This window comes from Pseudomonas sp. X10 (assembly GCF_054889225.1).
The window spans coordinates 2,892,814-2,917,908 of sequence record NZ_CM142677.1; the positions used below are offsets into that span (position 1 = coordinate 2,892,814).

The window sequence follows — 25,095 nt, forward strand, 5'->3', positions numbered from 1 at the left end:
ACGCAGAACCTTCTGTTTTTAGGCCCCCTGCAACGCCCGTGGCCGTGCGCTGCGCTGCTCGGCAGCGACATCGGGCGCCTTCTGCAACTGGAAGTCGAACTTCAGCTCGGCGTAACGACCCGGTACGCCACGGGCGCCGTCCTCGCGGAACACCACCTCGCCCACCAGGCCGTCACGGGTGGCATAGGCGAAGTCGTCCCACAGGTACTTGTCGCCCGAGAGGTTGATCTGGGTGGTCAGGTGGCGGTGCCCCGGCGCCGAGATGAAGAAGTGCACATGGGCCGGACGCTGGCCGTGGCGGCCGAGCTGGTCCAGGCACTCCTGGGTCGGCCCCTGCGGGTCGCAGCCATAGCCGGACGGCACAATAGTGCGGGCGCGGTAGCGGCCTTCGGCATCGGTGATGATGCGCCGGCGCAGGTTGTATTCGGACTGACTCGGATCGAAGAACGAATAGGTGCCCTTGGTGTTGGCGTGCCACAGGTCGACGGTCGCACCGGCCAGCGGCTGGCCCTGCGGGTCGAGCACCTGGCCTTCGAGGAACATCAGGGTGGCGGTGCCCTCCTCGCTGCCGTCATCCATGCGCACCTCGCCCTCAGCGATGGGCGCGCCGGCCACGTACAGCGGGCCTTCGATGGTACGCGGGGTACCGCCGGTGAGGCCGGCCTGCGCATCCTTGGCATCCTGCAGCAGGTCGAGGAAGTGCTCGATGCCCAAGCCCGCGACCAACAGCCCGGCCTCGCCACGACCACCCAGGCGATTCAGATAGTCGACCGCATGCCAGAACTCGTCCTCGCTGATCTGCAAGTCCTCGATCAACCGAGCGGTGTCCTGCAGTACGCGCAGAACGATGCGCTTGAGGCGCGGGTTGCCGTTGTCGTTGCCAACGCCTGCGGCCTCTTCGAAGAACGCCTGGATCTCGGCAGTGTGGGAAATCTTCACGGTCATGGTGCTTACCTCATGTTGTTCTTGTACAAGGGATGCTTGAAAAACCGCCGCTCAACGATCGTCGGCGTGGATCGACGAGGGATGGCGGCAGAGCCCATCGACCTCGATGTCCATGTAGGGGAACAGCGGCAGTTGCATCAGGGTGTCGTGCAGCTCTTCGACGCTGGCCAGGTCGAACACGCTGTAGTTGGCGTAGTGGCCGGCGATGCGCCACAGGTGGCGCCACTTACCTTCGCCCTGCAGACGCTGGGCCAGCTCCTTTTCGTCGGCCTTGAGCCGGGCGGCCTGGGCCGGGTCCATGTCGACCGGTAGTTTCACGGTCATCTTCACGTGGAACAGCATGGTGGTTCTCCTTCAACGGGCAGAGGGTTCAGCGGCGGGCAAAGCGCGCCAGGCGTTCTTCGTCCAGGCTCAAGCCAAGCCCCGGACTGCGCGGGACATGCAGCTGGAAGTCGCGGTAGAGCGGCGCCTCGGTGACGATCTCTTCAGTCAGCAGCAACGGGCCGAACAGCTCGGTGGCCCAGGTCAGTTGCTTGAGGGTGAGGAAGGCATGGGCCGAGGCCAGGGTGCCGACCGAGCCTTCGAGCATGGTCCCGCCATACAGGGCAATGCCCGCTGCCTCGGCGATCTGCGCGGTGCGCAGCACGGCACGCGGGCCGCCGTTCTTGGCGATCTTCAGGGCGAACACACTGGCGGCGCCGTCGGCGGCCAGGCTGAAGGCGTCCTCGACGCTCTCGATGGATTCGTCGGCCATGATCGGCGCCGGGCTGCGCTGATTCAGGCGCACCTGGCCGCCACGGTTGATGCGTGAGATGGGCTGCTCGATCAGGTCGATGCCGTTGTCGCCCAGCACCTGGCAACCACGGATGGCCTGGGACTCGTCCCAGTACTGGTTGACATCAACCCGCACGCTGGCTTGATCGCCCAGGGCCTTCTTGATCGCCACCACGTGGCGCAGGTCGTGCTCCAGCGGGTTGGCACCGATCTTCAGCTTGAAGATGCGGTGGCGCCGCGCTTCGAGCATCTGCTCGGCCTCGGCGATGTCGCGGGCGGTGTCGCCGCTGGCCAGGGTCCAGGCCACCTCCAGGCTGTCGCGCACGCGCCCGCCCAGCAGTTCGCTGACCGGCAAGCCCAGGCGCTTGCCCTTGGCGTCGAGCAGCGCGCTTTCGATACCGGACTTGGCGAAGGTGTTGCCCTTGGCCAATTTGTCCAGTTTGAGCATGGCTGCATTGATGTTGTCCGCGGCCATGCCGATCAGCGCTGGCGCCAGGTGCGCATCGATGTTGGCTTTGATGCCCTCCGGGCTTTCGTAGCCGTAGGCCAGCCCGCCGATGGTGGTAGCCTCGCCGATGCCCTCCACGCCGTCGCTGCAGCGCAGGCGCAGGATCACCAGGGTCTGCTGCTGCATGGTGTGCATCGCCAGCTTGTGCGGGCGGATGGTCGGCAGGTCGACGATGATCGCGTCCAGCCGTTCGATCAGTGCGTGTGTCATGTAAAGGCCTCCAGTTGAGCGAATGGGGTTACGCCTGCGCCCCGGCCGCCGCTGCCGTCAGGCGCTGGCGTTTGCCGCTGGCCACGTGCACGGCCATGGCCAGCGCAGCCACGGCGCCGGGAATGGCGAAGGCGATGAAGTTGAGTTGCAGTGGCAGGTTGATGCCCATCAGGGCCCCGCCCAGCAGCGGCCCGACGATAGCGCCGTTGCGGCCGATGCCTGAGGCCCAGCCAAGGCCGGTGGAGCGGATCGACAGGCCGTACAGTTGCGCGGCCCCGGCATAGAGCAGGATCTGCGTGCCAATGGTGGTGGCGCCAGCGATGAAGATCAGCAGGTAGAGCACCGGCATGGGGCTATTCAGGCCCAACAGGCTGATGGACACGGCGGCCGTGATGAAGAAGGCGATCTTGACCTTGACCAGGTTGAAGCGGTCGCCCAGCCAGCCTCCGAGGATCGCCCCGGCCATGCCACCGAAATTCAGGGCCAGCAGAAACGACAGGCTGGAGCCCAGGCTGTAGCCGGCATTAGCCATCAATTTGGGCAACCAGGAACTGAGCGCATAGACCATCAGCAGGCAGCAGAAGAACGCCACCCAGAGCGCCAAAGTGCGCACGGCCAGGCCATCGCGGAACAACGCCAGCGCCGACACGCCCTTGCCCTTGGCGTCGTGCGATTGCAGTTCATCGTCCGCTTGCAGATCGCAGGCCGGGTCGAGGCGCTTGAGCAGTCGGCGGGCCTCGTCGGTGCGTCCCTGGCGGACCAGGAAGCCGATGGACTCGGGCAGGTAATGCAGAATCACCGGCAACAGCAGCAGCGGCAGCGCGGCGACCAAGAACATCGACTCCCAGCCGAAGCGCGGTAACAGGTAGATGCCGACACCCGCCGAGAGCATGCCGCCCAGGGAGTAGCCGCTGAACATGATCGCCACCAGGGTGCTGCGCAAGCGCTTGGGCGCGTACTCGTTCATCAATGCCACGGCGTTGGGCATCAAGCCGCCACAGCCAAGGCCGGCAACGAAACGATAGACGCCGAATTCGCTCGGGCTGCTGGCGAAACCGTTGAGGATGGTCGCGCCGGAGAACAGCGCGAAGCAGATGGCGATGCCCTTCTTGCGACCAATGCGATCGGCCAGGCTGCCGAACGCCAGGGCACCGAACATCATGCCGAACAGCGCATAGCTGCCCAGGGCGCCGGCCTGCAATGGGGTCAGGCCCCACTCCTGCATGATCACCGGCAGCACCACGCCATAGATGAACAGGTCGTAGCCGTCGAAAACCAGCAACAAGGCGCACCAGCCCATGACCATCCAGTGAAAGGGCGTGAAACGGGCGTTATCGATGATCGGGTACACGTCTATTTTTCGCATGGCATCTGTCTCTGTTGTTTTTGTTGTCTAGAAACCCTTGCTGGCGGCGTGGTCAACCCAGATCGCCACCACCCACCGGCAAGGTCACGCCGGTGATGTAGGAGGCCTCGTCGGAGGCCAGGAAGAGGATCGCGCCGACCTGTTCGTCGATCGTGCCGTAGCGTTTCATCAGGCTGCTGTCGACGGTCTGGTCGACGATCTGCTGGTACCAGGCCTGCTCCTGGGCGCTCGGCTCGGCGTTGTTGCGCGGGATGCGTCGGGGCGGTGCTTCGGTGCCACCGGGCGCGGTGGCATTGACGCGAATACCGCGTTCGGCGGTCTCGAAGGCCAGGCAGGCGGTCAGTGCGTTGACCCCGCCCTTGGCCGCGCCATAGGGCACGCGGTTGACGCCGCGGGTGGCGATGGACGAGACATTGACGATGGCGCCGCTGCCCTGCTCCAGCATGTACGGCAGTGCGGCATGGCAACACCACAGGGTGGGGAACAGCGAACGGCGCACTTCCGCCTCGACCTGCGCCACCTCGTAGTGCTCGAACGGCTTGGCCCAGATCGTGCCGCCGACGTTGTTGACCAGCACGTCCAAGCGGCCGAAGGCCTGCACCGCTGACGCCATCACCCGGGCGCAATCGTCGTGCTGCTCCAGGTCGGCGGTCAGGGTCAGCACGCCCTCGCCTTCCAGTTCGTGGACCAGCTCGGAGCGGTCCACCGCCACCACCTGCGCGCCCTCGCCCCGCAGCCGTTCGCATACCCGGCGGCCGATACCCTGGGCCGCGCCGGTGACCAGGGCGACCTTGCCTTGGAATCGCTTGTTCATGTGTGTTCTCCCGTTCGCCACGCCCCTGTAGGAGCGGGCTTGCCCGCGATAGCGTCCGCAAGAGCAGCGATGCCGTATGGTCGTTCGCTATCGCGGGCAAGCCCGCTCCTACACAGTTCGGAATAAAAAAGAGGCCGCCCGTACCCGCACGATGCGTGCGGCCCCATGAAAAGGTTCAGGCCGCGGCGGCGAACTTCTCGAAGTAGAAGTTGGCCGGGGTGATGCCCTGTTCGCGGATGTACTGGCTGACCGCCTCAACCATTGGTGGTGGGCCGCACAGGTACACGTCGACATCGCCGTCATTGAGGTGATGCGGCTCGATGTGCTGGGTAACGTAGCCCTTCTGCGGGTACTGGCTCTCAGGGCTTGCCACGCAAGCGCTGAAGCTGAAGTTGGGAATCCGCGCGGCGAAGGCTTCCAGGCGGTCGAGTTCGACCAGGTCGAAGTCGTGGGTAACCCCGTAGATCAGGTGCAGCGGATGGGCGCTGCCCTGCTCGGCGATCTTCTCCAGCATCGCCGTGAACGGCGCCAGCCCGGTACCGCCAGCCAGCAACAGCAAGGGCCGCTGGATCTCGCGCAGGTAGAAGCTGCCCAAGGGGCCGGCCAGGGTCATGCTGTCGCCGGCCTTGGCCAACCCCGTGAGGAAGCTGCTCATCAGCCCGCCCGGCACGTTGCGGATCAGGAAGCTGACCTCGCCGTCCTTCGGCAACGAGCTGAAGGAATAGGCGCGGGTCTGCTCGCTGCCCGGCACCTGCAGGTTGACGTACTGGCCAGGCAGGAACGCCAGGCGGCTCAGGGACTCGCCCTTGATCGACAGGGCGATGGTGCTCTCGGAGAGCTGGCGCACGTCGCTGATGGCGGCCTCGAAGCTGGCCTGCTGGGTCTTGCACACTTGCGACGACGCCGGTATCCGCACCACGCAGTCGCTCAGTGCGCGCATCTGGCAGGTCAGCACGTAGCCCTCGGTGATCTCCTCCTCGCTCAGGGCATCTTCGATGAAGTTGTCGCCCAGGTCGTAACGGCCCGCCTCGGCCTGGCATTTGCAGGTGCCGCAAGCGCCGTCACGGCAGTCCAGTGGGATGTTGATGCCCTGGCGGTAGGCCGCGTCGGCAACGGTCTCGTGGCCGGCGGCCTCGATGAAGCGGGTCACCCCGTCTTCGAAATTCAGTGCGATCTGGAAGCTCATGTTGCACCTCGCTGGCGAGCAGGTTCTCGGCGTACCCGCAGATGCACCGTCGAACGCTCGCCTTCCGGTCGATTCAGATGTGGTAGATGTCGATGACCTGACGCACGTAGTCGTTCTTCAGGACCACCTTCTTGGCCTTGATCAGCGGCTGCCCGCCGCGCAGGTCGAGGGTGTAGAAGCTGGTGCCGAAATAGCTGTCGGTGGTCTTGTAGCGGAAGCTCAGGGTGTGCCAGTTGAAGCGCACCTGGCACAGCCCGTCGGCCTCCTCGACGATCTCGATGTTGCTCAGGTTGTGCGAAGTGCGCGTGTCCGGGATGGTCGCGCTGGAGCGCTCGGTCTTGATCCGGAACACCCGGTCCTCCAGCCCCCCGCGGTTGCCGTACCAGATCAGCGAGATCTCGCTCTGCGGGTCCTCGGTCAACTGGTCGTTGTCGTCCCAGGACGGCATCCAGAAGCTGGCGTCGGCGGCGTAGAGCTCCAGCCACTGATCCCATTCGCCGTCATCCAGGTAGCGTGCCTCGCGGTAGAGGAAGTCCCGCACGGTCTCGTAAGTGCTGCTCATTGCACGGCCTCCACGGGAATCAGCGTGGGCTCGGCGGCGATGGCCTTGAGCATGGTGTCCTGCCAGTACTTGTGTTGCAGTACGAACAGGCCTTCGTCCTCGGTGCGCACGCCCGACAGCAGCGGTTGCAACTCGATTTCCCGCGCTGCTTCGTCAGCGCCTTCGACCCAGTGGTCGGCACCACGGGACATGTCGTTCCAGCCGGTGCCGGCGCCGTAGCCGGTCTGGCAGGAGCGGAACTCCTCGAGGTCGTCCGGGGTCGCCATGCCGCTGACGTTGAAGAAGTCCTCGTACTGGCGGATGCGCTTGGCCCGTGCCTCGGCGCTTTCACCCTTGGGGGCGATGCAGTAGATGGTGATCTCGGTCTTGTTCACCGAAATCGGCCGGGCGATGCGGATCTGCGAACTGAACTGATCCATCAGGTAGACGTTGGGGTACAGGCACAGGTTGCGCGAGTTCTCAATCATCCAGTCGGCACGGGCCTGGCCGAAATCGGCAGCCAGTTGCTCGCGGCGCTCATAAGCCGGACGGTCCTCGGGGTTGGCCCAGCGGGTCCAGAGCAGCAGGTGGCCGTGATCGAAGGAGTAGAAGCCGCCGCCCTGCTTGGCCCAGGCCCCGGCACTCATGGTCTTGATCTCTTCGCCGGCTTCACGCTGCTTGCGCTGGTTCTGGGTGGCGGCGTAGTTCCAGTGCACGGAGCTGACGTGGTAGCCGTCGGCGCCGTTCTCGGCGGTCAGCTTCCAGTTGCCTTCGTAGATGTAGGAGCTGGAGCCACGCAGCACTTCCAGGCCTTCCGGCGACTGGTCGACGATCATGTCGATGATCTTCGCCGACTCGCCCAGGTGCTCGACCAGCGGCAGAACGTCCGCATTCAGGCTGCCGAACAGGAAGCCGCGATAGGACTCGAAGCGCGCGACCCGGGTCAGGTCATGGGAACCCTCGCAGTTGAAGCTCGACGGGTAGCCGGCCTCGCTCGGGTCCTTGACCTTGAGCAGCTTGCCACTGTTGTTGAAGGTCCAACCGTGGAACGGGCAGGTATAGCTGGAGCGGTTGCCGCTCTTGTGTCGACAGAGCATGGCGCCGCGATGGCTGCAGGCATTGAGGAAGGCATTGAGCTCACCGTCCTTGTTGCGCGCGATGAAGATCGGCTGGCGCCCCATGGTGGTGGTCAGGAAGTCGTTCTTGTTGGGGATCTGGCTTTCGTGGGCGAGGTAGATCCAGTTGCCCTCGAAAATGTGCTTCATCTCCAGGTCGAACAGGCGGGGGTCGGTGAACATCTCCCGTTTGCAGCGGTAGACGCCCTTTTCCCTATCTTCCTCGAGCATGGCATTCAGATAGTCGATTCCCAGGGACATGGCCAGGGCCTCCGTTGTTATTGTTCAGGCCAGGTCAGGTTAGGGCGATCGGTCAGGGGGCAATATCCAGTTCGTGCAGATCGTTATCCGTTTTCTGCACAAGGCCTGTGGCCCATGGACATTGAGGTATGCGTGGTTCGAGGCAAGTGTCAGTCGGCAAGGCTTCGCCAACTGACGCTGGTTCTTGCAGGGGGAGTGTCGTGCTGGGTGTCAGCCCCGGCGCTTGAGGGTCTCGGACGGCAACTCGCCAAACTGCTGCCGGTAGCTCTCGGAAAACCGCCCCAGGTGCAGGAAGCCATAGTCCAGCGCCAGTTCGGTCAGGCTGCGTACCGGGCAGCTTGGGTCATTCAGGCAGGCATGGATGCGCTCCAGCCTGCGCTGGCGAATGTACTGCTTGGGCGTGGTGCCCAGTTGCCGGTCGAACAGCCCATAGAGCGAGCGCACGCTCACGCGTGCTTGCTCGGCCAGTGCCTCGCTGGACAGCTCCAGCTTCAAGTTGCGCTCGATGTAGTCGAGGATGCGTTCCAGGCTGGCGGTCGGCGAGCTGAGGTTTTCCCGGCAGATGTTGGTGCTCATCAGCGACAGCAGTTTGCTGCCGACGATCTGGCTGTAGTGCCCTTGCACCCGTGGCAGCGAATCGCTGACCTCGGCCTCGTGACAGACCATGGCCAGCAGGTTGACGAAGCCGTCCAGCTCCTCCAGCCGGTAATGGTTGCGCAAGAAGCGCACGCCACCGCTGGGCCGCTGCCAGCGCTGTTCGTCGCAGATGGATTCGAGCAGGCGCACCGGGACCTTGAGGATGAATTTCTCGCAGTCTTCCGAGTAGGTCAGGTCGACCGGGTCGTCCGGGTTGATCAGCAGCAGCTCGCCGGGCACCAAGTGGTGCTCACGTTTGTGCCCGCGCCACAGGCAGTTGCCATTGAGCAGCACCTGCAGGTGGTAGATGGTCTCCAGCGCCGGCGAGGTGACCCGCACGCTGCCGCCATAGCTGATGCGGCACAGGTCGAGCTCGGCGAACTTGCGGTGATTGAGGCTGGCCTGGGGATGGGTGGTACGGGAAAGGCCGATGCAATGCTGGCCGACGTGCTGGTTCACGTAATCGGAGACGGCATAGGGGTCGGCGTGTCGGAACACGTTGCTGCGCTCGCTCAGCAGGCGGCTTTCCATAGGCAAGGCACTCGATATCGTTATTGTTCTAGTCGCCGCCTCCTACCGGCCAAGGCCTGTGGATGCGGTCGTTCACGGTCATTCTATACAGCTGCGGCCGGGTCGGAATGGCAGTCGACGGTCGGCACCGCTGCTTCACACTAAGCAAAATCCCCGAGCCTTGGCAATGCGCCGGAAGGATCAGCGTGCGAATACCGCACACTGAAGACTCTGACACAGCTTGCAACTGTCCTACCCTGCCGTTGGGAGAAATTTCGTACAGTAAGCCCAAGGCATCTGTTACAACGCCTCGATATTCCCGGAGGTAAAGGTGTCCATGGCTGTATCGCTGTTCGACCGCATCAAGCGCCGCTGGCTCTCCACATTGTGCATGGCCGCCCTGGTCGTTGGCCTGCCGGTCGGCTGCAGCGTGCTCGAACACAAGGAGCGCGAGCTGGTGTTCCGCATCGAGCCCGGCAACGCCAGTTGGTATCGCGGGTTGCCGAGCACGGTGCAGGAGTTGGAACTGCGCCCCCGCACCTTCCAGGACGGCCAGAGCCTGCATGCCTGGTGGTGGCCGGCCAAACGCGCCAATGCGCCGGCGATCCTCTACCTGCACGGGGTGCGCTGGAACCTTACTGGTCAGTTGTTCCGTATCGAGCAGTTGCATGCCATGGGCTACTCGGTGCTGGCGGTCGATTACCGTGGGTTCGGTCAGAGCCGTGGCGACCTGCCGTCGGAGGCCACGGTCTACGAGGATGCACGGATCGCCTGGGAGCGCTTCAGCCAGTTGCAGCCCGACCCGGGCAAACGCCTGATCTATGGCCACTCACTGGGTGGCGCGGTGGCGGTCGACCTGGCTGCCGAGCTGACCCGCCAGGCCGAAAAGGACGGCGGCGCCATGCCTGCACGGGGCCTGATCCTGGAATCCACCTTCACCTCCCTGGGCGATGTGGCCGCCGTGGTAGCGAACACCAACCTGCCAGTGCGCTGGCTGCTGTCGCAGAAGTTCGACTCCATCGACAAGATCGGCGCCATCGCCATGCCGCTGCTGGTGGTTCACGGCCTGGACGACCGCTACGTCCCGCCGCGTTTCAGTGAGCAGCTGTTCGAGGCCGCGCAGCAGCCCAAGACCCTGTTACTGGTGCCCGGCGCCAGCCACAACAACAGCATGAGCCTGGCCGGCCAGCGTTATCGCCAGGCCATCGATGCCCTGCTGCACAGCAATGTCTCTGCGTTGCCATCAAGCGCTGCGCCGGCCACCTGAAGGGCGTTAGCCTCACTGCACCGGCAGGAAGTTCATCAGCAGCAGGCTCTGCGCGTAGTTGAGGCCAATCCTCCGGTAGCGCTCATCCAACATCTGCGCCAGCAGGTCCAGGCGCGCGACGATCTTGCCGAACTCCACGGCAAAGCTCAGGTTGCGGCCCTCCTCCGAGATCTCGTTGGAGAACAGCAACAGCACGCCATTGGCATCCTGGCGCTGACTGAGCATCCAAGTGGCCTTTTCGATGTTGCGCGCGGCGTTGTTGACGAACAGCGGGTCGATGGTATCGGTCATGTAGAACTCGGTATGCCCGCCGTGGGCCGTGATCAACATGCTGCCGATGGCGTAGATGAATGCACCGACGCGGTCCCCCCGGAACTCCGGGCTCAAGGCATAACTCAGCGCCACCAGATCGCGACGGTCGCCCAGTTGCGGCAACGGCTGGCGCCGTTCGATGGCCTGGCGGATCTGCCGCTCGGCGGTGGCGGCGTCGATGAAGCCGGACTGTTTCCATTGGCTGGGATTGCGCAAGTAGAGTTTGTTCATCAGCAGGTAGAGGCTGTCCAGGTTGTCACGCATGGACAGGGTCGCCATGCGGTCGACGCTGGTCTGGAACAGCTCGTGGGGAGTGCCCTCACCGAACTGGGTGATGATGTCGCGCCCCTGCTGCTGGGTGCAGGCGCCAAGGCACATGAACGCGGCCACGCACAGCGGCAGGCGTGAGGTTCGAAGCAGGGTTGTCGAGAGCGAAGCGACCATCGGCACCGGGTGTGAAATCAACAGCCGTACCGGGAATCGGCACGGCCTGGCCATGCATAGAGCCGCAAAATGTGAAAAAGTGCGATGTCCCATGACCAAGGGGCCTGACCCGCCCCAGTGCAAGAACGACGCAGACAGGAGACCGCAATGTTCAAGGCAGTCCTGATCGACCAGCACGACGGCGTGTACCAGGCCCGCATCCACGAGTTGGAGGACGCCCGCCTTCCCCAAGGCGACGTCACCGTACGCGTGGCCTACAGCACGCTCAACTACAAGGATGGCCTGGCCATCACCGGCCAGGCCCCGGTGGTCCGGCAGTTTCCCATGGTGCCAGGGATCGACCTGGCCGGTACGGTCGAGACCAGTACCCATGCCGCCTACAAGCCGGGTGACCGGGTTCTGCTCAATGGCTGGGGCGTGGGCGAAAGCCATTGGGGCGGGTTGGCGCAGAAAGCGCGGCTCAGTAGCGACTGGCTGATCCCGCTGCCTGTGGGCCTGGACGAACGCCAGTGCATGGCCGTGGGCACGGCGGGCTATACGGCGATGCTGTGCCTGCTGGCCCTGGAGCGTCATGGGCTGACAGCGGACCGGGGCGAGGTCCTGGTCACCGGTGCCAGTGGCGGCGTTGGCAGTTTTGCCATCAGCCTGCTGGCCCAGGCCGGCTATTCAGTGATCGCCGCCACTGGCCGGCCTGAAGAAGCGGATTATCTCAAGCGCCTGGGCGCCAGCAGCATCATCGAGCGTGGTGAGCTGTCCGCACCAGGGCGCCCGCTGGGCAAGGAGCGCTGGGCCGCCGCCATCGACTCGGTGGGCAGCCACACCCTGGCCAACGTCTGCGCCGGTACCCGCGCCGAGGGCCTGGTGGCGGCCTGCGGGCTGGCCCAGGGCATGGACTTCCCTGCCACCGTGGCGCCTTTCATCCTGCGCGGTGTCAGCCTGCTGGGCATCAACAGCGTCACCCAGCCCTATGCGCGGCGTGTCGAGGCCTGGGAGCGCTTGAGCGCAGCCCTGGACCGGGACCGCTTGGCACTGATCACCCGGGAAATCGGCCTGGACGAAAGCATCGAAGTCGCGGGTGAACTGTTGCAGGGCAAGGTGCGTGGGCGCGTGGTGGTCGATGTGAACCGCTGAGCGAGCGTGCACTCTTCAGACGAGGGGCTGCGCCCTAGCCCCCGACTGCCAGCAGCAAAGCGTCAGGCCGCGTGGCGCAACAGCGCCAGCACCTGCGCATGCAACGCCGGGTCGCCGCACGCCACCACGGCACCGCCGTTCTGTGCAGTACCGCCATCCCAGGATGTGATCACTCCCCCTGCCCCTTCGATGATCGGGATCAGCGCCTGCACGTCATAAGGCTGCAGGCTGGCTTCGACGATCACATCGACAAACCCGGACGCCAGCATGCAGTAGGCATAGCAGTCACCGCCATAGCGCATCAACCGCGCCTGGCCGGCCACCGATTCGAACGCCGCCTTGCGCTGCGGGGTATCGAACATATCCGGCGTGGTGCACATCAGGGTGGCCGAGGCCAGGTCTGCACAGGCCCGGGTCTTGAGTGGCGTGCCGCTGCGCCAGGCGCCTTCCGGCGTACCGATGAAGCGCTCGCCAGTGAACGGCTGGTTCATGACGCCAAGCACCGGGCGGGTGCCGTCGTTCAAGGCGATCAGCGTGCCCCACAGCGGCAGGCCGGTGATGAAGGCGCGGGTGCCATCGATCGGGTCCAGCACCCAGGTCAACGGGCTGCTGCCGGTGGCCACCCCCTGTTCTTCGCCGAGAATGCCGTGTTCCGGATAACGGGCCTGGATCAGCGCGCGCATGGCTTGTTCGGCAGCCTTGTCGGCGACGGTCACCGGATCGTAGAGGCGCCCGCCCTTGTCCTCGACATCCAGGCTGGCACGGAAGTAAGGCTCGATAGCGGTGGCCGCGGCATCGGCCAGTTGCTCGGCGAAGGTGCGGTACTCGCCGATCTGCTCGCGGGTCAGGGACATGGGCAAAGGCCTCGCTCTGGGAAAGGGGCCCGCATCATACCCGAGTCGGGCGTCAGGAAGATCAACCTGGTGGCCGTCTTCTTTAAATGCCAAACACCCACGACCCCGGTCCAGGGTCGTGGGCTCTGTGCGCTCAGCTCACTGGGGGAAGTCAGTGGACAGCGACAGTTCACGCCATTGCGCCAGTTCCTGTTCGACGAAGCCATGCTTGGCTTCGATACGGGCCACGGCATCGCTGCCCAGCGCCAGGCGCAGCGGTGGGTTACTGGCGTTGGCCAGGGTCATCAGGGCCTCGGCCAGTTTCACCGGGTTGCCGGGTTGGGCATGGTTGGCCGCCTCGGCGAAGCCGCGCATGACCCCAACGGTGCTAGCGTAGTCAGGCAGTTCGAGGGCGGTCTTGACCAGCGACTGCTCGTCGAGGAAGTCGGTGCGGAAGAAGCCCGGCTCGACGACCGTCACCTTGACGCCCAGTGGCGACAACTCCTGATGCATCGCTTCGCTGATGCCTTCGACGGCGAACTTGGTCGACCCGTATACGCCCCAGCCCATGTAGGATTGGTAGCCGCCCAGCGAGGAAATGTTGATCACATGCCCGCTGCGCTGGCGGCGCATGTGCGGCAATACAGCACGGGTCACGTTGAGCAGGCCGAAGACGTTGGTGGCGAACAGCCGCTCGGTCTCGCTGGCGCTGGTCTCTTCGACTGCGCCGAGCACGCCGAAACCGGCGTTGTTGACCAGGACATCGATACGGCCGAAACGTTTGATGCCGGCGGACACCGCTTGGAGGGCCTCGTCCTCTCGGGTGACGTCGAGGCGCACGGCCAGCAGGTTCGGGTGCTGGCCCAGGCGGGCCTCGATGTCTTCAGGCTTGCGGGCGGTGGCGATGACCGCGTCGCCGGCCTGCAAGGCCTGTTGTGCGATCAGGGTGCCAAAACCACGGGAAGCGCCAGTGATGAGCCAAGTACGCATGTCAACTCCTCCTGTATCGGACCCTGCACCATGCAGGGCCTTCTCGATGAGTTGAGGCCACTGTAAAACTCCGGGATTCTTGTGATAATCCCAATAATCTTGCATGAGGCTGTGAGGATTGTTCAGCAATGAAATCACCCAGTACTGCCGACCTGTCCCTTTTCCTGTGTATCGCCCGGCACCTTAACTTCAGTCGCGCCGCCGTTGAGCTGGGCCTCACGCCCTCAGCCCTGAGCCACGCCCTGCGTGCCCTGGAGAACCGCCTGGACGTGCGCCTGTTCAACCGCACCACCCGCAGCGTGGCGCTTACCGAGGCCGGCGAGCGCCTGTACCAGCGATTGCAGCCGGCGTTTCGCGACATCGCCGATGCCCTGGAAGACCTCAACAGCTTTCGCGACACGCCCTCCGGCAACCTGCGCATCACCGCTGGACGCGTCGCCGCCGAACTGGCGCTGTTGCCGCTGGCCAACCGCTTTCTCGCCGCCTACCCGGACGTGCGCCTGGAAATCGTCAGCGACGATGCCCTGGTGGACATGGTCGGCGCGGGTTTCGATGCCGGCGTACGCCTGGGCGAGCGCCTGCAGGCCGACATGGTGTCACTGCCCATCGGCCCTTATATGCGCTCGGTAGTGGTCGGCTCGCCGGCCTTCTTCGAGCGCTACCCTGTGCCACAGCACCCCAAGGACCTGCGCCAACTGCCCTGCCTTGGCCACCGCTTTCCCAGCGGTGCCTTGTACCGTTGGGAGTTCGAACGCGCAGGCATGCGCCTGGAGGTGGATGTACAAGGGCCACTGGTGCTCGGCGAGGTCGGCCTGATGCTCGGGCCGGCCCTGGAAGGCGTGGGCCTGGCCTATGTGTTCGAGGACATGGTCAAGGATCACCTGGCCAGCGGGCGACTGCAGCAAGTGCTGGCCGACTGGTGCTACTTCTATCCGGGGCTGCACCTGTACTACCCGAGCCGCCGCCAGGTGCCCGCCGCGCTCAAGGCCTTCATCGAATTCGCCCGCAGCCAGCGGGATGCTTCTTTGTAATGCTTGGTTACAGCTACCGACGGCCCCGCTGCACCTGGTGCTAGCACTTGGCCGGGGGCCAGTTTTTACTTACAAGAGGCACGGCGCTTGGCCGGGCCACCTGGATGTGGAGATTTCTCTCATGCGTCAAGACCACCTCGACGGCCTGGTGACGTTCCTCGCCGTTGCCGAGGAGAAGGGATTCTCTACCGCCGCCGTCAGGCTCGGCATCTCACCCTCGGCGGTAAGCCAGAGCATTCGCAGCCTGGAGCAACGCCTGGGCTTGGTATTGTTCAACCGCACCACCCGCAGTGTCGCGCTGACCGAGATCGGCGAACGCTTCCTCGAACGTGTGCAGCCCGCACTGGAGCAACTGACCAGCGCTTCCCGCGAGCTGGGCCGTGAAGCCGAGCATCCCAGCGGCCTGCTGCGTCTGAACGTACCGCGTGCGGCCTACCTCATCGTGCTGCAGCCCATCCTGCGCCGGTTCCTTGCCAGCTACCCGGAAATCAGCCTGGAGATCCGGGTCGAGAACCAGTTGGTGGACATCGTCGCCCAGGGTTTCGATGCCGGTATCCGCTTTGGCGCGCCCGTGGACAAGGACATGGTCGCGCTGACGGTCGGGCCCGCACTGCAAGCCCAGGTCATCGCCTCGCCGGACTACCTGGCGGTGCATGGCCGCCCAGGGCACCCGCGCGCGTTGCTGGAGCATGACTGCATCGGCTTCCGCCACAGCAGCACCGGGCAGATCGAACGCTGGGCCTTCGCCCAGGGCGAAGAGCAGTTCGAGTTGCAGTTGCACGGGCGGTTGACTGTCAACGACTCGGAGATCCTTGTCCGTTCAGCGCTCGATGGCCTGGGTATCGCCTACATGATCAACGGCTACATCGAGCCTTTTCTCCAGCAGGGCCGCCTGGTACGCCTGCTGGAAGAGTGGAGCCCGTCGTTCCCGGGCCTGCAGCTGTATTACCCGGACCGGCGACGGGTGCCTGCCAAGCTGCGGGCGTTGATCGATTTTCTGCGTGAAGAAAAAAGCTGGGGGCCACAGGGGGAAGAGCTCCTGATCTAGTGGACTGCTGAGGCCTGCGCCACGAAAACTATGATCAAGGTCCGCAGCGGTCACCACCCGCGGCAGGATCAGGCAAAACACCGGCATTTATCAGATAACGCCAATCGATACGGAAAATTAATCTGTACCCATGCAGCAAGGGATGTCTCCCTCTGCAACGGGTCAGCAGCGAACTTCTACTGGCTGCGCAACCCGCACTTCACTCAGCCAACTGGAGTCGCCGCCATGAAATCGATCAAGTCCGTCATCCTGAGCGCCACCCTGATTGCCTTCAGCGCCAATGTCTTCGCCGCCCACAGCCGTCAGGAACAACCTCTGCTCAGCGAAGCCCGCAGCAGCCAGCAACCTGTTGTCGCCGAGGACGGTTCAGACCGCACCCCGGGCTTCCAGCGTATTGCCGAAGGTGGTTCAGACCGTACCCCAGGCTTCCAGCGCATCGCCGAAGGCGGTTCGGACCGCCTGGCCAACAAGATCCGCGGATAATCCTGTAACGGCCCAATCGCAGCGATTGGGCCGGCACTGGCAATACATCAGCCGGCGGCAGACACCGGGCCTTTTGTCGTCCGGGCTGCCCTGCTTGCAGACCACGCCATACTCGATGGTCTACGCTGCCTCTGTCGATGTTCCTGGGGTAGCCCGCCATGTCCGGATCCAACCTGAACACAGCCCAGTTCTCTGACGACCTCCTTGCCCCGCGCCGTGCCGAGATTGCCGCGATCATCCAACGTTACGCCCCGGCTTGCGGCGTCCACTGCACGGCCATCGAAGCGCTCAGCCTGATTCGCAGCGACACCCCGACCGAGACACTGCACAGTGTGCACAAGCCCGCGCTGTGTGTGCTGGTGCAAGGCCGCAAGGAGGTGCATCTGCACGGTGAGCGCTATGTCTACGACCCGCTCAACTATTTGGTGGTCTCGGTCACCCTGCCGCTCGCCGGTCGGGTCATCCAGGCCTCGCCGTCGGTGCCCTATCTGTGTGCGCGCATTGACATCGACCCGGCCCAGATCAGTCAACTGATCGCCGACAGCAGCCCGATTGGCGTACCCAGCCAGGACGCCGGGCGCGGCCTGTACCTGGGCCAGGTCGACGGCTCATTGCTCGATGCCTTGTTGCGCTTGCTGCAACTGCTCGACAACCCCGACGATATCTCCCCGCTCGCCCCCATGGCCTTGCGTGAAATCTTCTACCGCCTGCTGCGCGGGCAACAGGGCCAACGCCTCTATGAAATCGCCGTGGTCGACAGCCAGGCCTACCGGGTCACCCGCGCCATCGAGTGGCTCAATCACCACTATGTCGAGCCCTTGCGCATCGAGGCCCTGGCCCAGCGGGTGAACCTCGGTGTCTCGACCCTGCACCACCGCTTCAAAGCCATCACCGCCATGAGCCCGCTGCAGTACCAAAAGCAACTGCGCCTGCAGGAAGCCCGCCGCTTGCTGCTGAGCCAGCCCATCGACGTGGCCAGCGCGGCATACCAGGTCGGCTATGAAAGCCCTTCCCAGTTCAGCCGCGAATACAGCCGGTTATTCGGCGCCTCGCCGCTCAAGGACCGGGCGCGCCTGCGCAGCCTCGCCTGAGCAATATGAAGTCGGCCTTAAAAGCCCTTGCAAGGATGCTTGGCCAATGCCCGGCCATTCCTGGTGAATAATCAAGCTTTATCTGCACAAGCGGAAAACCATAAAGATGAGCGAGATCTGCAGGTTACTGGCGGCTCTGGAGACCCTGGCCCGCGACGCTGAGGAAGGGGTGATGGCGACGGTGGTCAAGGTCCAGGGCTCGGCCTATCGGCGCCCCGGCGCGCGCATGCTGATCGCCCGTCATGGCGGTACCGTGGGCACCGTCAGTGGCGGTTGCCTGGAGGGGGAGCTGGCGCGCCGCGCCTGGTGGCTGACCGAGTCCGGGCAACCGGTGGTGCGCACCTACCGTACCGGCATCAAGGACGGGGACGCCGACGAGGAAGAAGCCCTGGCGTTCGGGCTGGGGTGCAATGGCACTGTGCAGATCCTGCTGGAGCGCGTGCGCACAGGCGAACCATACTTGCCTGCGCAGTTGTTGCAGCACGTCCGCAGCACCCGCTCAGCGGCTGTGCTGGCCACGGTGATCGACGGCCAGTTGGACGGCTTCGGCCTCGGCCAGCGGGCCGGCCTTGACCCACGCGGAGTCGACCTGCCACCTGGCCTTCCAGTGGCCTTGGCGGAACAGCTGGACAGTGACCTGCACACCATCCTCGCCCAGCGCCGCTCTGCGTCCCAGCACTACCAACTGCGTGGGCAAGCCTGCGAAGTGCTGTTCGAGTACCTGGCACCACCGCGCCGCCTGGTGTTGTTCGGCGCCGGTCACGATGCCCAGCCGCTGGCGCGCATGGCGGCGCAACAAGGGTGGTTGGTCAGCGTGATCGATGCGCGCCGCCATTTCGCCCGCCCAGAGCGCTTTCCCGAGGCAGACCAAGTGCTGCACCTGGACCTGGCGCAGCCCTCCTCGCTGGAGGCGTTGCTCGACGGCGCGGCGGTGGTGGTGATGAGTCATAGCCTGAGCCAGGACCGCCACTGGCTGGCCCAGGCACTGCGCCACCGCAGCGCCTATATCGGCCAGCTAGGCCCGCGGGACCGCACTGAACGGCTGTTGGCCGAGATCGCCGCGCCTGCCGATGCCCTACAGCGCCTGCACTACCCCATGGGCCTGGACATCGGCGCCGAGGCACCGGAAGCCGTGGCGCTGTCGGTGCTGGCGGAGATCACCGGCTACTTCAATGGCCGCGACGGCCGCCCGCTCAAGCAGCGCAACGCCCCCATCCATGAGGCGCTGCCCGCATTGCGCGGCTGAGCGGCGTCAGGCCTGGCGCAAGGCCTCGGGGTCGATCGGCAGGCTGCGCAAGCGCTTGCCGGTCGCCGCGAACAGTGCATTGACCACCGCTGGCGCCACCGTCACGGTCGACACCTCGCCCAAGCCCCCCGGCGACTCGCCACTGTCGATCCGGAAGGTATCGATCTGCGGCGTCTCGTTCAGGCGCAACAACCTGTAGGTATCGAAATTGCCCTGTTCGACCCGGCCTTCCTTGAAGGTGATATTGCCGAACAGCGCCGCCGTCAGCCCGAACAGCGTGCCGCCCTGGATCTGCGCGACCACGCTGTCGGGGTTGATGGCGATGCCGCAGTCGACCACGGTGGTGATGCGCTCGACCTTGACGTTGCCGGCGGCATCGACGCTGACCTGCGCCACCTGCGCCGCATAGGTACTGAAGCAGTAGGTAAGGGCCAATCCGCGCCCCTGGCCGGCTGGTAGCGGCGAATCCCAGTCGGACTTGTCCTTGAGCATTTCCAGCACTTTCAGCGCGCGCGGATGATCCTGCAGCAAGGGGTAGCGGTATTCGAAGGGATCGCTGCCACTCAAGTGCGCCAGCTCGTCCATCAAGCCTTCGACCATGAACGCGTTCTGGGTATGCCCGACACCTCGCCAGAAGGCCGGCAATATTCCCGCCGGAGGATCATGGCGCACGTAGTGCACGCTGAGGTTGGGGAAGGCATAGGGGCCACAGGCATCGCGCGCGGCATCGCGGTCAATGCCATTGATGAAGGCCGCCGGCGCCCAGCGCGCCAGGATCGAGCCACCGGTGACCTTGTGGGTCCAGGCCACGGGCCTGCCCTGCTCGTCCAGACCGGCGCTGAGGTGGTTGTAGTGGAACGGCCGCAAGGTGCTATGGCGGGTATCTTCTTCACGCGACCAGATGACCTTGAGCGGGTAGTCGACCTGCTTGGCCAGCTTCACCGAGTCGCTGACGAAATCCACTTCCAGGCGTCGACCGAAACCGCCACCGATCAAGTGGTTGTGCACGACCACGGCATCCTCCGGCAGGCCGGTGAGCTGGGCCGCCACCGCCTTGGCCCGTGCCGGGACCTGGATCCCCAGCCACAACTCGCAGGCATCCTTGCGCACATGCACCGTGCAGTTGACCGGCTCCAGGCAGGCGTGGGCGAGCCACGGCACCTGATACACGACCTCGACCTTCCTGGCGGCCTTGGCCATGGCTGCCTCGACGTCGCCTTCGGCCCGCACCTGGAGCCCGGGTTGCTCGGAGGCTTTCTGGATGGCTTCGAGCATCTGGGCGCTGGACAGCCCGGCATTGGCGCCCCCGTCCCATTCCGGTTGCAATGCCGCCAACCCCTTGCGGGCCGCTCCCGTGTGGTCGGCCACCACCGCCACCGAGTTGTCGGTGCGCAGCACCTGATGCACGCCCTTAACCGCCATGGCCGGTGCCGGATCGACCGAGGCAAGGGTGCCGCCGACCACCGGGCAGAGCATCACGGCTGCGATCTTCATCCCCTCGGGGTGGACGTCGATGCCGAACACCGCCGAGCCATTGACCTTGACCGGCGAATCGGTACGCCGGGCCGGGGTACCGATCAACTTGAAGTCCTTGGGGTCCTTGAGCGCGATAGACTCCGGCAACGGCAGGCCGGCGGCGGCGTCCACCAGTTCACCGTAGCCGAGCTCGCGGCCGCTCCCCGTGTGCACGACCTTGCCTTGTTCGGCCTTGCAGCTCGCGGGGTCGACGTTCCACTGCTGCGCCGCAGCGCCGATCAGCAGGATGCGCGCAGCGGCGCCCGCCTCGCGCAGGGGTTTCCAGTTGCCCGGCACCGAAGTCGAGCCGCCCGTGACCTGGAAGCCGAGCATGGGGTTGGCGTAACGCTTGTCGTCGGCCGGCGCATGTTCGATGGTCACTTGATCGAGGCCGACCTCGAGTTCTTCGGCGATCAGCGCCGGCATCGAGGTGTAGGTGCCCTGGCCCATCTCCACCGGCTGGATGGTCAGGAAGATCCGCCCCTCACGGTCGATACGCACGTAGGCATTGGGGTTGAAGCTCCCCTCCTCGGCCTGGGCGCCACGCATTGTCATGGGCAAGGCGAAACTGATCAGCAGGCCACCGCCCACTGCGGCGCTGGCCTTGAGAAAGCCCCGCCGGCTGAGGCTCGGGATGGTTTCAGGAAGGGTCATGGTCATGCCTCCGCCTGTTGCGCCGGGGCATGGCCGGCGGCGCTCTTGATCGCCTCGCGGATGCGCACATAGGTGCCGCAGCGGCAGATATTGCCGCTCATGGCACTGTCGATAGCGTTGTCATCCGGTTTCGCGTTGCTGGCCAGCAGGGCCGTGGCCGACATGATCTGCCCCGGCTGGCAATAACCGCACTGCACCACCTCATGGGCGAGCCAGGCAGCCTGGACACGCTTGCCGACCTCGGTTTCGCCGATGCCTTCGATAGTAGTGATCTGCGCCCCCGCCAGGGCGCTGACCGGCATCATGCAAGAACGGATGGCGCTACCGTTCATATGCACGGTGCAAGCCCCGCACAGGGCCATGCCGCAACCAAACTTGGTGCCGGTCATGCCCAGCACGTCACGCAGTACCCAGAGCAGCGGGGTGTCGTCCTCGACATCCACCTGATGCTCGCGGCCGTTGATCATCAGCCTGTGGACCATGGCAATCTCCTCGCGGTCCGCGGACGGACCTGTTATCGGTTGGCTATCACGTCATGCCGGCGCTCGGGCGCCGTGTTCTTGGCGGGCGTCCAGGTCAGTTGCCTGGACAATAGATTCCTGCAAGCGTAGTAACTGCAGCGAGCACAGGAAACCTTGAATGCCTGCAAGCGCCATGAAGGCAAACTTAATGATCGCTTGGCACGGCTCCGGTAGGCTTGGCTGCGATCCCCAAGGCCAAGGAGCCTCCAGATGCCCTGTGAAGTCGCCGCATTGGTACTGGCCGCCGGCTACAGCCAGCGCTTTGGCAGCGACAAGCGCCAGCAGCGCCTGGACAACGGCCAGCGCCTGCTGGAGGCCAGCCTTGCCCTGCCCTGCGCGCGGCTGAATGAGGTCTGGCTGGTGCTGCGGCCCGATGAGGCATGGCTGCAACTGCCGCCCGGGGTGCGGGTCGTCCAGGGCGCCAGTACCCGCCTGGGGATGGGCCATAGCATTGCCGCAGGTGTCGAGCAGCTTGCCCTGGCCTCACAAGCCGAGGCCGTGGCGATCTTCCTCGCCGATATGCCCTTCATCCAGCCTGGCACCCTCGATGCCTTGCTCGCCCGCAGCGCTGCCGGGCGCATCTGCCTGCCCAGCCACCAGGGCCGGATGGGGCATCCGGTAGTGTTCGGCCGCGCCTTCTGGCCGCAGCTGTGCCAGCTGGAGGGCGACAGCGGCGCGCGCACCGTCCTGCAACGGCACCACGAGGCGGTTCACCGCGTAGAGGTCGACGATCCCGGCATCCTCATGGACATCGACCACCCCGCCGACCTGCCTTGCGCCCAACCCAGACTAGACTGAAGGAGGACACCGGCGCCGTGCGGCGCCGGTGACCATTGACAGGCACGAACGGGGGGCTGCCGCACGTGGAGGTGTGAGATGAGCCAGTTCCAACGATTGTTCGTCATGCTCGGCCCACAGATGCGCCATACACCCGCCCTGCAACGGGCGGCCGCGCTGGCCGAGTCCAGTGGCGCGCTGCTGGATATCAATGTTTGCGTCGATGATGTCGACACCTTTGGCCTGATGAGCGACCCACGCGAACGCGAGCGGCTGCTGAGCGACAATCGCCAGTGGCTGGCCGACGAAAGCGAGCAACTGCGCAACAACGGCCTGGACGTGTCCACTGACCTGCTGGTGACCCGTGACCCGCTCGCGGCAGTATTGCAGCAAGTCGAGCGGCTGGGCTGCGACCTCCTGATCAAGGATGTGCAACACGAGCCGGTGCTCAAGCGCCTGTTGGTCACGCCACTGGACTGGCAGTTGCTCAAGGACAGTCCGGTCGCTGTGCACTTGGTCAGCGAGATCCGCTGCCCGTTGCCGCGCCAGATCGCCGCTGCCGTCGACCTCATCGCTGCCGGCCACGGTGAAAGCCTGGACGAACAGGTGATCCGCACGGCCCATGCCCTGGCCCTGCAATGCAACGGCGAACTGCATCTATTGCATGTCTGCGATGCGGCGCAGACCCACATCTCCGACTTCGGTGCTGGCACGGTCACCATGCCGGGCTTCAATGAGAGTGTGCGAACAGCAAAACGCAAGGCTTTCAATCGCTTGGGCGATCATTATGAGATCGCACTTGAACGACGGCACTTCCTCGAAGGCACCGCGACCCGGGCCATCGCCGACTTCGTCAGCCACAGCCGCACCGATGTGATCGTCATGGGTAACCACCGGCACGATGCGATGCAGGCCTTCCTCGGCAGCACCACGGAACATGTGCTGGAACATCCGCTGTGCAATGTGCTGGCGATCAAGGGGGTGCTCTGAACGAGTGCAAAAGGCATTTAGCGTGGGTGCAGGGAGCCAGGCTCCCTACACCCGGAGGCCAGGCGGTCAGAAGCTCTTGCTGTAGAACAGCGAGTACGACTCGATGCCGTCGTTAGGCTGCTTGAGGCCGGCGTTGGAGTAGTGGATGGCGCGCAAGCCGACTTTCTGCTCGCCCGGCAACTTCAGGCCAAAGCCCAGGCGGTCTTCGAAGTTGAGCGAGGAGCCCAGGCGCTGGTCACCGACGTCAGTCTTGGAGAACGCCGCCAGGCCAATACCGGCCTCGATGAAGGGGGTGTAGGTGAAGCCACTGAACTCGTAGACGAAGACCGGGCTGAACGACAGCGAGTGGGCGCCGCTGGCCTCACCGCCTTCCCAGTAAGTGTAGGCAGCGTCCCAGTAGCCCCCCAGGTGGCCGGTGCTGCTTTCGAACCACTTCTTGTCCCAGTCGAAGGACAGGCCGATGCGATAGGTCATATCACCTTGGCCGGTGGCGCCAATGGCGCCGGAGACTTGCGCGGCCTGAGCGACGTTGGCTCCGGCAAAGGCCAGGACAGCAGCCAACGAAACAGCGAGACGGGTTTTCATCAATGACAATCTCCTGATGTCTTCACGGACAGGCCAGCGCACAAGGCGCTGGCCTGTTGGCACTGGAGGCTTGGGCCTCTCGTTTTCAGCTTGTTGACGCTGGCGAAACCGGCCAGTTTACAAGTCGTAATAGTCCCCGGATTATCAATCAGTTACTCAAAAAGTTGGAAGTCATTTGGTACTAATGGCTAATACAAAAGTGTGAAGTGCGTAGGAAAAATCGCCGCACTGCGGCCGTGCGCCCCTAGTCGTACTCCGCCTCCCCATGTTCCCCCAGTAACCGGCGCTGACGCGGAGTTGCGGCCTCCAGTACCCGAGGGTTGAACCGCCAGTACAGGTATGGCGAGAACTTCTGCGCCACCATGCGCCGCCCGTAATGCACCTGGAGCATGTCGCGTACCCGGTCCGGACTGATGTTGGCGCCACCGGCATGCCAGACATCGCTGCGAAACACCAGGGCGTCCCCCGCCTGGCACAGCACAGGTCGTGCGGCCTGCCCTTGCCAACCGCTTTCATCCGCCTCCGGCGCACGCCCGGCACGATGGCTGCCGGGTACTATCCAGGTAGGTCCGACGGCTTCGTCGATATCTGTGAGGTACAGCTGCGCGGTGAACACTTGCAGGGGCAGGCTGAATCCTGGTCGGGCCCAGACCCACGCCGGCAGCGCCATGGGCAGATAGTCCAGATGCAGCCCCATGCCCGGATAGCCAGGATGGCTGCGCCAGGCCGTCTGGCCGATGATGTGGCAGTCATCGCCCAAGGCCGCTTCGGCCAGCGCGATCAGCGGCGGCAGGTCGAGAAACGGCAACCACAGCGGGTCCCGGTTGAACACGCACTTGTAGTGTTCAAGCAGGCCTTGGTAATCCCAGTGGATGGGCCGCAGCGCATCGATAGCCTGGCGCAACAGCGCGATCTGCGCGCTGTCCAGCACGCTGGTAATCAACACGAATCCTTCGTCCTGCAACGCCTGCAGGTGCGCGTCAAGGTTCATGGCAGGGCACCTGGCCGCGACAGGAGTACAGATGTACTCTTATCGGAAATCTGCTATTCAACACCAATGCAGGCCTCCACCTTGGATGAATCGTGCATGGGGCCGCTCCTTCATCAAGGACTGGTCGCCCTATTATCCACCTCCCCGTGCGACACGCGTAGCGTGTCTCCTCCACCAAGCTGTATGGTCAGCTTGATGGGATTTCCGGGAGGAAATCGAATACTTGGGTATCCATCCCCAAGAAACAAAACCAGCCCAGAAGTTCATTGCCTTCAAGAACTTACCGCTGCGGCGGATGGCAAAACCCAAGGTCGTTCAGC

Annotated in this window: 25 protein-coding genes; 9 read left to right on the top strand and 16 right to left on the bottom strand. The window is 64.6% G+C overall.

Annotated elements, in window-relative coordinates:
- Positions 1–18: 18 nt before the first annotated feature.
- The 9 genes from catA to ACYU03_RS13245 all read right to left on the bottom strand — a co-directional run bounded on the left by catA (position 19) and on the right by ACYU03_RS13245 (position 8,887).
- Positions 19–945 (bottom strand): catechol 1,2-dioxygenase, encoded by a 927-nt coding sequence (catA, locus tag ACYU03_RS13205; RefSeq protein WP_461885008.1) that lies wholly within the window; start codon positions 943–945, stop codon positions 19–21.
- Positions 946–996: 51 nt separating this feature from the next.
- Complete coding sequence (gene catC, locus ACYU03_RS13210) at positions 997–1,287, bottom strand: muconolactone Delta-isomerase (RefSeq protein WP_461885009.1); 291 nt, start codon at positions 1,285–1,287, stop codon at positions 997–999.
- 28 nt (positions 1,288–1,315) lie between these two features.
- Positions 1,316–2,437 (bottom strand): muconate cycloisomerase family protein, encoded by a 1,122-nt coding sequence (locus tag ACYU03_RS13215; RefSeq protein WP_461885010.1) that lies wholly within the window; start codon positions 2,435–2,437, stop codon positions 1,316–1,318.
- 28 nt (positions 2,438–2,465) lie between these two features.
- Positions 2,466–3,803 (bottom strand): MFS transporter, encoded by a 1,338-nt coding sequence (locus ACYU03_RS13220; protein ID WP_461885011.1) that lies wholly within the window; start codon positions 3,801–3,803, stop codon positions 2,466–2,468.
- Positions 3,804–3,855: 52 nt separating this feature from the next.
- A complete protein-coding gene (locus ACYU03_RS13225) occupies positions 3,856–4,617 on the bottom strand; it encodes a 1,6-dihydroxycyclohexa-2,4-diene-1-carboxylate dehydrogenase (protein WP_461885012.1) in 762 nt (253 codons plus the stop codon).
- Positions 4,618–4,792: 175 nt separating this feature from the next.
- Positions 4,793–5,803, bottom strand: a complete 1,011-nt coding sequence (gene benC, locus ACYU03_RS13230; RefSeq protein WP_461885013.1) for a benzoate 1,2-dioxygenase electron transfer component BenC — start codon at positions 5,801–5,803, stop codon at positions 4,793–4,795.
- A 73-nt stretch (positions 5,804–5,876) separates the two neighbouring features.
- The gene (gene benB, locus ACYU03_RS13235; RefSeq protein WP_461885014.1) at positions 5,877–6,365 is read right to left on the bottom strand and encodes a benzoate 1,2-dioxygenase small subunit; all 489 of its coding nucleotides are present in this window, start codon (positions 6,363–6,365) and stop codon (positions 5,877–5,879) included.
- The gene (gene benA / locus ACYU03_RS13240) at positions 6,362–7,720 is read right to left on the bottom strand and encodes a benzoate 1,2-dioxygenase large subunit (RefSeq protein WP_461885015.1); all 1,359 of its coding nucleotides are present in this window, start codon (positions 7,718–7,720) and stop codon (positions 6,362–6,364) included. The genes benB and benA overlap by 4 nt, the downstream gene beginning before the upstream one ends.
- A gap of 210 nt (positions 7,721–7,930) precedes the next feature.
- Positions 7,931–8,887 carry an AraC family transcriptional regulator gene (locus tag ACYU03_RS13245; protein ID WP_461885016.1) on the bottom strand — a complete coding sequence of 319 codons (957 nt, stop codon included), beginning with the start codon at positions 8,885–8,887 and terminating at the stop codon, positions 7,931–7,933.
- 316 nt (positions 8,888–9,203) lie between these two features.
- On the opposite strand from ACYU03_RS13245, the gene ACYU03_RS13250 reads away from it, so the two are divergent.
- Positions 9,204–10,133, top strand: a complete 930-nt coding sequence (locus ACYU03_RS13250) for an alpha/beta hydrolase (protein ID WP_461885017.1) — start codon at positions 9,204–9,206, stop codon at positions 10,131–10,133.
- Positions 10,134–10,145: 12 nt separating this feature from the next.
- Here ACYU03_RS13250 and ACYU03_RS13255 read toward each other — a convergent pair whose 3' ends face one another.
- Positions 10,146–10,823, bottom strand: a complete 678-nt coding sequence (locus tag ACYU03_RS13255; RefSeq protein WP_461891458.1) for a hypothetical protein — start codon at positions 10,821–10,823, stop codon at positions 10,146–10,148.
- 213 nt (positions 10,824–11,036) lie between these two features.
- On the opposite strand from ACYU03_RS13255, the gene acuI reads away from it, so the two are divergent.
- Complete coding sequence (gene acuI, locus ACYU03_RS13260) at positions 11,037–12,020, top strand: acrylyl-CoA reductase (NADPH) (RefSeq protein WP_461885018.1); 984 nt, start codon at positions 11,037–11,039, stop codon at positions 12,018–12,020.
- Between the two features lie 62 nt (positions 12,021–12,082).
- Here the strand turns inward: acuI and hisN are convergent, their stop codons facing one another.
- Both hisN and ACYU03_RS13270 read right to left on the bottom strand, forming a co-directional pair.
- A complete protein-coding gene (gene hisN, locus ACYU03_RS13265; RefSeq protein ID WP_461885019.1) occupies positions 12,083–12,874 on the bottom strand; it encodes a histidinol-phosphatase in 792 nt (263 codons plus the stop codon).
- Positions 12,875–13,012: 138 nt separating this feature from the next.
- Complete coding sequence (locus ACYU03_RS13270) at positions 13,013–13,843, bottom strand: oxidoreductase (RefSeq protein WP_461885020.1); 831 nt, start codon at positions 13,841–13,843, stop codon at positions 13,013–13,015.
- 128 nt (positions 13,844–13,971) lie between these two features.
- On the opposite strand from ACYU03_RS13270, the gene ACYU03_RS13275 reads away from it, so the two are divergent.
- The 5 genes from ACYU03_RS13275 to ACYU03_RS13295 all read left to right on the top strand — a co-directional run bounded on the left by ACYU03_RS13275 (position 13,972) and on the right by ACYU03_RS13295 (position 18,742).
- A complete protein-coding gene (locus tag ACYU03_RS13275; protein WP_461885021.1) occupies positions 13,972–14,874 on the top strand; it encodes a LysR family transcriptional regulator in 903 nt (300 codons plus the stop codon).
- Between the two features lie 121 nt (positions 14,875–14,995).
- Entirely contained in the window at positions 14,996–15,922 is a 927-nt protein-coding gene (locus ACYU03_RS13280) for a LysR family transcriptional regulator (RefSeq protein ID WP_461885023.1), read from the top strand.
- A 225-nt stretch (positions 15,923–16,147) separates the two neighbouring features.
- Complete coding sequence (locus tag ACYU03_RS13285) at positions 16,148–16,405, top strand: hypothetical protein (protein WP_461885024.1); 258 nt, start codon at positions 16,148–16,150, stop codon at positions 16,403–16,405.
- 158 nt (positions 16,406–16,563) lie between these two features.
- Positions 16,564–17,496 carry an AraC family transcriptional regulator gene (locus ACYU03_RS13290; protein WP_461885025.1) on the top strand — a complete coding sequence of 311 codons (933 nt, stop codon included), beginning with the start codon at positions 16,564–16,566 and terminating at the stop codon, positions 17,494–17,496.
- Positions 17,497–17,602: 106 nt separating this feature from the next.
- Entirely contained in the window at positions 17,603–18,742 is a 1,140-nt protein-coding gene (locus ACYU03_RS13295) for an XdhC family protein (protein ID WP_461885026.1), read from the top strand.
- A 6-nt stretch (positions 18,743–18,748) separates the two neighbouring features.
- Here the strand turns inward: ACYU03_RS13295 and ACYU03_RS13300 are convergent, their stop codons facing one another.
- Positions 18,749–20,911: a xanthine dehydrogenase family protein molybdopterin-binding subunit gene (locus tag ACYU03_RS13300; protein WP_461885027.1), complete on the bottom strand. Its 2,163-nt coding sequence runs from the start codon at positions 20,909–20,911 to the stop codon at positions 18,749–18,751.
- Between the two features lie 2 nt (positions 20,912–20,913).
- Complete coding sequence (locus tag ACYU03_RS13305) at positions 20,914–21,393, bottom strand: (2Fe-2S)-binding protein (protein ID WP_461885028.1); 480 nt, start codon at positions 21,391–21,393, stop codon at positions 20,914–20,916.
- 249 nt (positions 21,394–21,642) lie between these two features.
- Between ACYU03_RS13305 and ACYU03_RS13310 the strand changes: the two genes are divergently transcribed.
- Entirely contained in the window at positions 21,643–22,230 is a 588-nt protein-coding gene (locus ACYU03_RS13310; protein ID WP_461885029.1) for a nucleotidyltransferase family protein, read from the top strand.
- Positions 22,231–22,308: 78 nt separating this feature from the next.
- Complete coding sequence (locus tag ACYU03_RS13315; RefSeq protein WP_461885030.1) at positions 22,309–23,199, top strand: universal stress protein; 891 nt, start codon at positions 22,309–22,311, stop codon at positions 23,197–23,199.
- Positions 23,200–23,265: 66 nt separating this feature from the next.
- Here ACYU03_RS13315 and ACYU03_RS13320 read toward each other — a convergent pair whose 3' ends face one another.
- Positions 23,266–23,784, bottom strand: a complete 519-nt coding sequence (locus ACYU03_RS13320; RefSeq protein WP_461885031.1) for an acyloxyacyl hydrolase — start codon at positions 23,782–23,784, stop codon at positions 23,266–23,268.
- Between the two features lie 244 nt (positions 23,785–24,028).
- On the bottom strand, positions 24,029–24,775 hold the full coding sequence (locus ACYU03_RS13325; RefSeq protein WP_461885032.1) for a phytanoyl-CoA dioxygenase family protein: 747 nt from the start codon (positions 24,773–24,775) through the stop codon (positions 24,029–24,031).
- Positions 24,776–25,095: the final 320 nt, after the last annotated feature.

What these genes read in the sequence shown, in the direction of transcription:
- catA (WP_461885008.1), bottom strand. Translation starts at nt 945, where the DNA reads ATGACCGTGAAGATTTCCCACACTGCCGAGATCCAGGCGTTCTTCGAA.
- catC (WP_461885009.1), bottom strand. Translation starts at nt 1,287, where the DNA reads ATGCTGTTCCACGTGAAGATGACCGTGAAACTACCGGTCGACATGGAC.
- ACYU03_RS13215 (WP_461885010.1), bottom strand. Translation starts at nt 2,437, where the DNA reads ATGACACACGCACTGATCGAACGGCTGGACGCGATCATCGTCGACCTG.
- ACYU03_RS13220 (WP_461885011.1), bottom strand. Translation starts at nt 3,803, where the DNA reads ATGCGAAAAATAGACGTGTACCCGATCATCGATAACGCCCGTTTCACG.
- ACYU03_RS13225 (WP_461885012.1), bottom strand. Translation starts at nt 4,617, where the DNA reads ATGAACAAGCGATTCCAAGGCAAGGTCGCCCTGGTCACCGGCGCGGCC.
- benC (WP_461885013.1), bottom strand. Translation starts at nt 5,803, where the DNA reads ATGAGCTTCCAGATCGCACTGAATTTCGAAGACGGGGTGACCCGCTTC.
- benB (WP_461885014.1), bottom strand. Translation starts at nt 6,365, where the DNA reads ATGAGCAGCACTTACGAGACCGTGCGGGACTTCCTCTACCGCGAGGCA.
- benA (WP_461885015.1), bottom strand. Translation starts at nt 7,720, where the DNA reads ATGTCCCTGGGAATCGACTATCTGAATGCCATGCTCGAGGAAGATAGG.
- ACYU03_RS13245 (WP_461885016.1), bottom strand. Translation starts at nt 8,887, where the DNA reads ATGGAAAGCCGCCTGCTGAGCGAGCGCAGCAACGTGTTCCGACACGCC.
- ACYU03_RS13250 (WP_461885017.1), top strand. Translation starts at nt 9,204, where the DNA reads ATGGCTGTATCGCTGTTCGACCGCATCAAGCGCCGCTGGCTCTCCACA.
- ACYU03_RS13255 (WP_461891458.1), bottom strand. Translation starts at nt 10,823, where the DNA reads ATGTGCCTTGGCGCCTGCACCCAGCAGCAGGGGCGCGACATCATCACC.
- acuI (WP_461885018.1), top strand. Translation starts at nt 11,037, where the DNA reads ATGTTCAAGGCAGTCCTGATCGACCAGCACGACGGCGTGTACCAGGCC.
- hisN (WP_461885019.1), bottom strand. Translation starts at nt 12,874, where the DNA reads ATGTCCCTGACCCGCGAGCAGATCGGCGAGTACCGCACCTTCGCCGAG.
- ACYU03_RS13270 (WP_461885020.1), bottom strand. Translation starts at nt 13,843, where the DNA reads ATGCGTACTTGGCTCATCACTGGCGCTTCCCGTGGTTTTGGCACCCTG.
- ACYU03_RS13275 (WP_461885021.1), top strand. Translation starts at nt 13,972, where the DNA reads ATGAAATCACCCAGTACTGCCGACCTGTCCCTTTTCCTGTGTATCGCC.
- ACYU03_RS13280 (WP_461885023.1), top strand. Translation starts at nt 14,996, where the DNA reads ATGCGTCAAGACCACCTCGACGGCCTGGTGACGTTCCTCGCCGTTGCC.
- ACYU03_RS13285 (WP_461885024.1), top strand. Translation starts at nt 16,148, where the DNA reads ATGAAATCGATCAAGTCCGTCATCCTGAGCGCCACCCTGATTGCCTTC.
- ACYU03_RS13290 (WP_461885025.1), top strand. Translation starts at nt 16,564, where the DNA reads ATGTCCGGATCCAACCTGAACACAGCCCAGTTCTCTGACGACCTCCTT.
- ACYU03_RS13295 (WP_461885026.1), top strand. Translation starts at nt 17,603, where the DNA reads ATGAGCGAGATCTGCAGGTTACTGGCGGCTCTGGAGACCCTGGCCCGC.
- ACYU03_RS13300 (WP_461885027.1), bottom strand. Translation starts at nt 20,911, where the DNA reads ATGACCCTTCCTGAAACCATCCCGAGCCTCAGCCGGCGGGGCTTTCTC.
- ACYU03_RS13305 (WP_461885028.1), bottom strand. Translation starts at nt 21,393, where the DNA reads ATGGTCCACAGGCTGATGATCAACGGCCGCGAGCATCAGGTGGATGTC.
- ACYU03_RS13310 (WP_461885029.1), top strand. Translation starts at nt 21,643, where the DNA reads ATGCCCTGTGAAGTCGCCGCATTGGTACTGGCCGCCGGCTACAGCCAG.
- ACYU03_RS13315 (WP_461885030.1), top strand. Translation starts at nt 22,309, where the DNA reads ATGAGCCAGTTCCAACGATTGTTCGTCATGCTCGGCCCACAGATGCGC.
- ACYU03_RS13320 (WP_461885031.1), bottom strand. Translation starts at nt 23,784, where the DNA reads ATGAAAACCCGTCTCGCTGTTTCGTTGGCTGCTGTCCTGGCCTTTGCC.
- ACYU03_RS13325 (WP_461885032.1), bottom strand. Translation starts at nt 24,775, where the DNA reads ATGAACCTTGACGCGCACCTGCAGGCGTTGCAGGACGAAGGATTCGTG.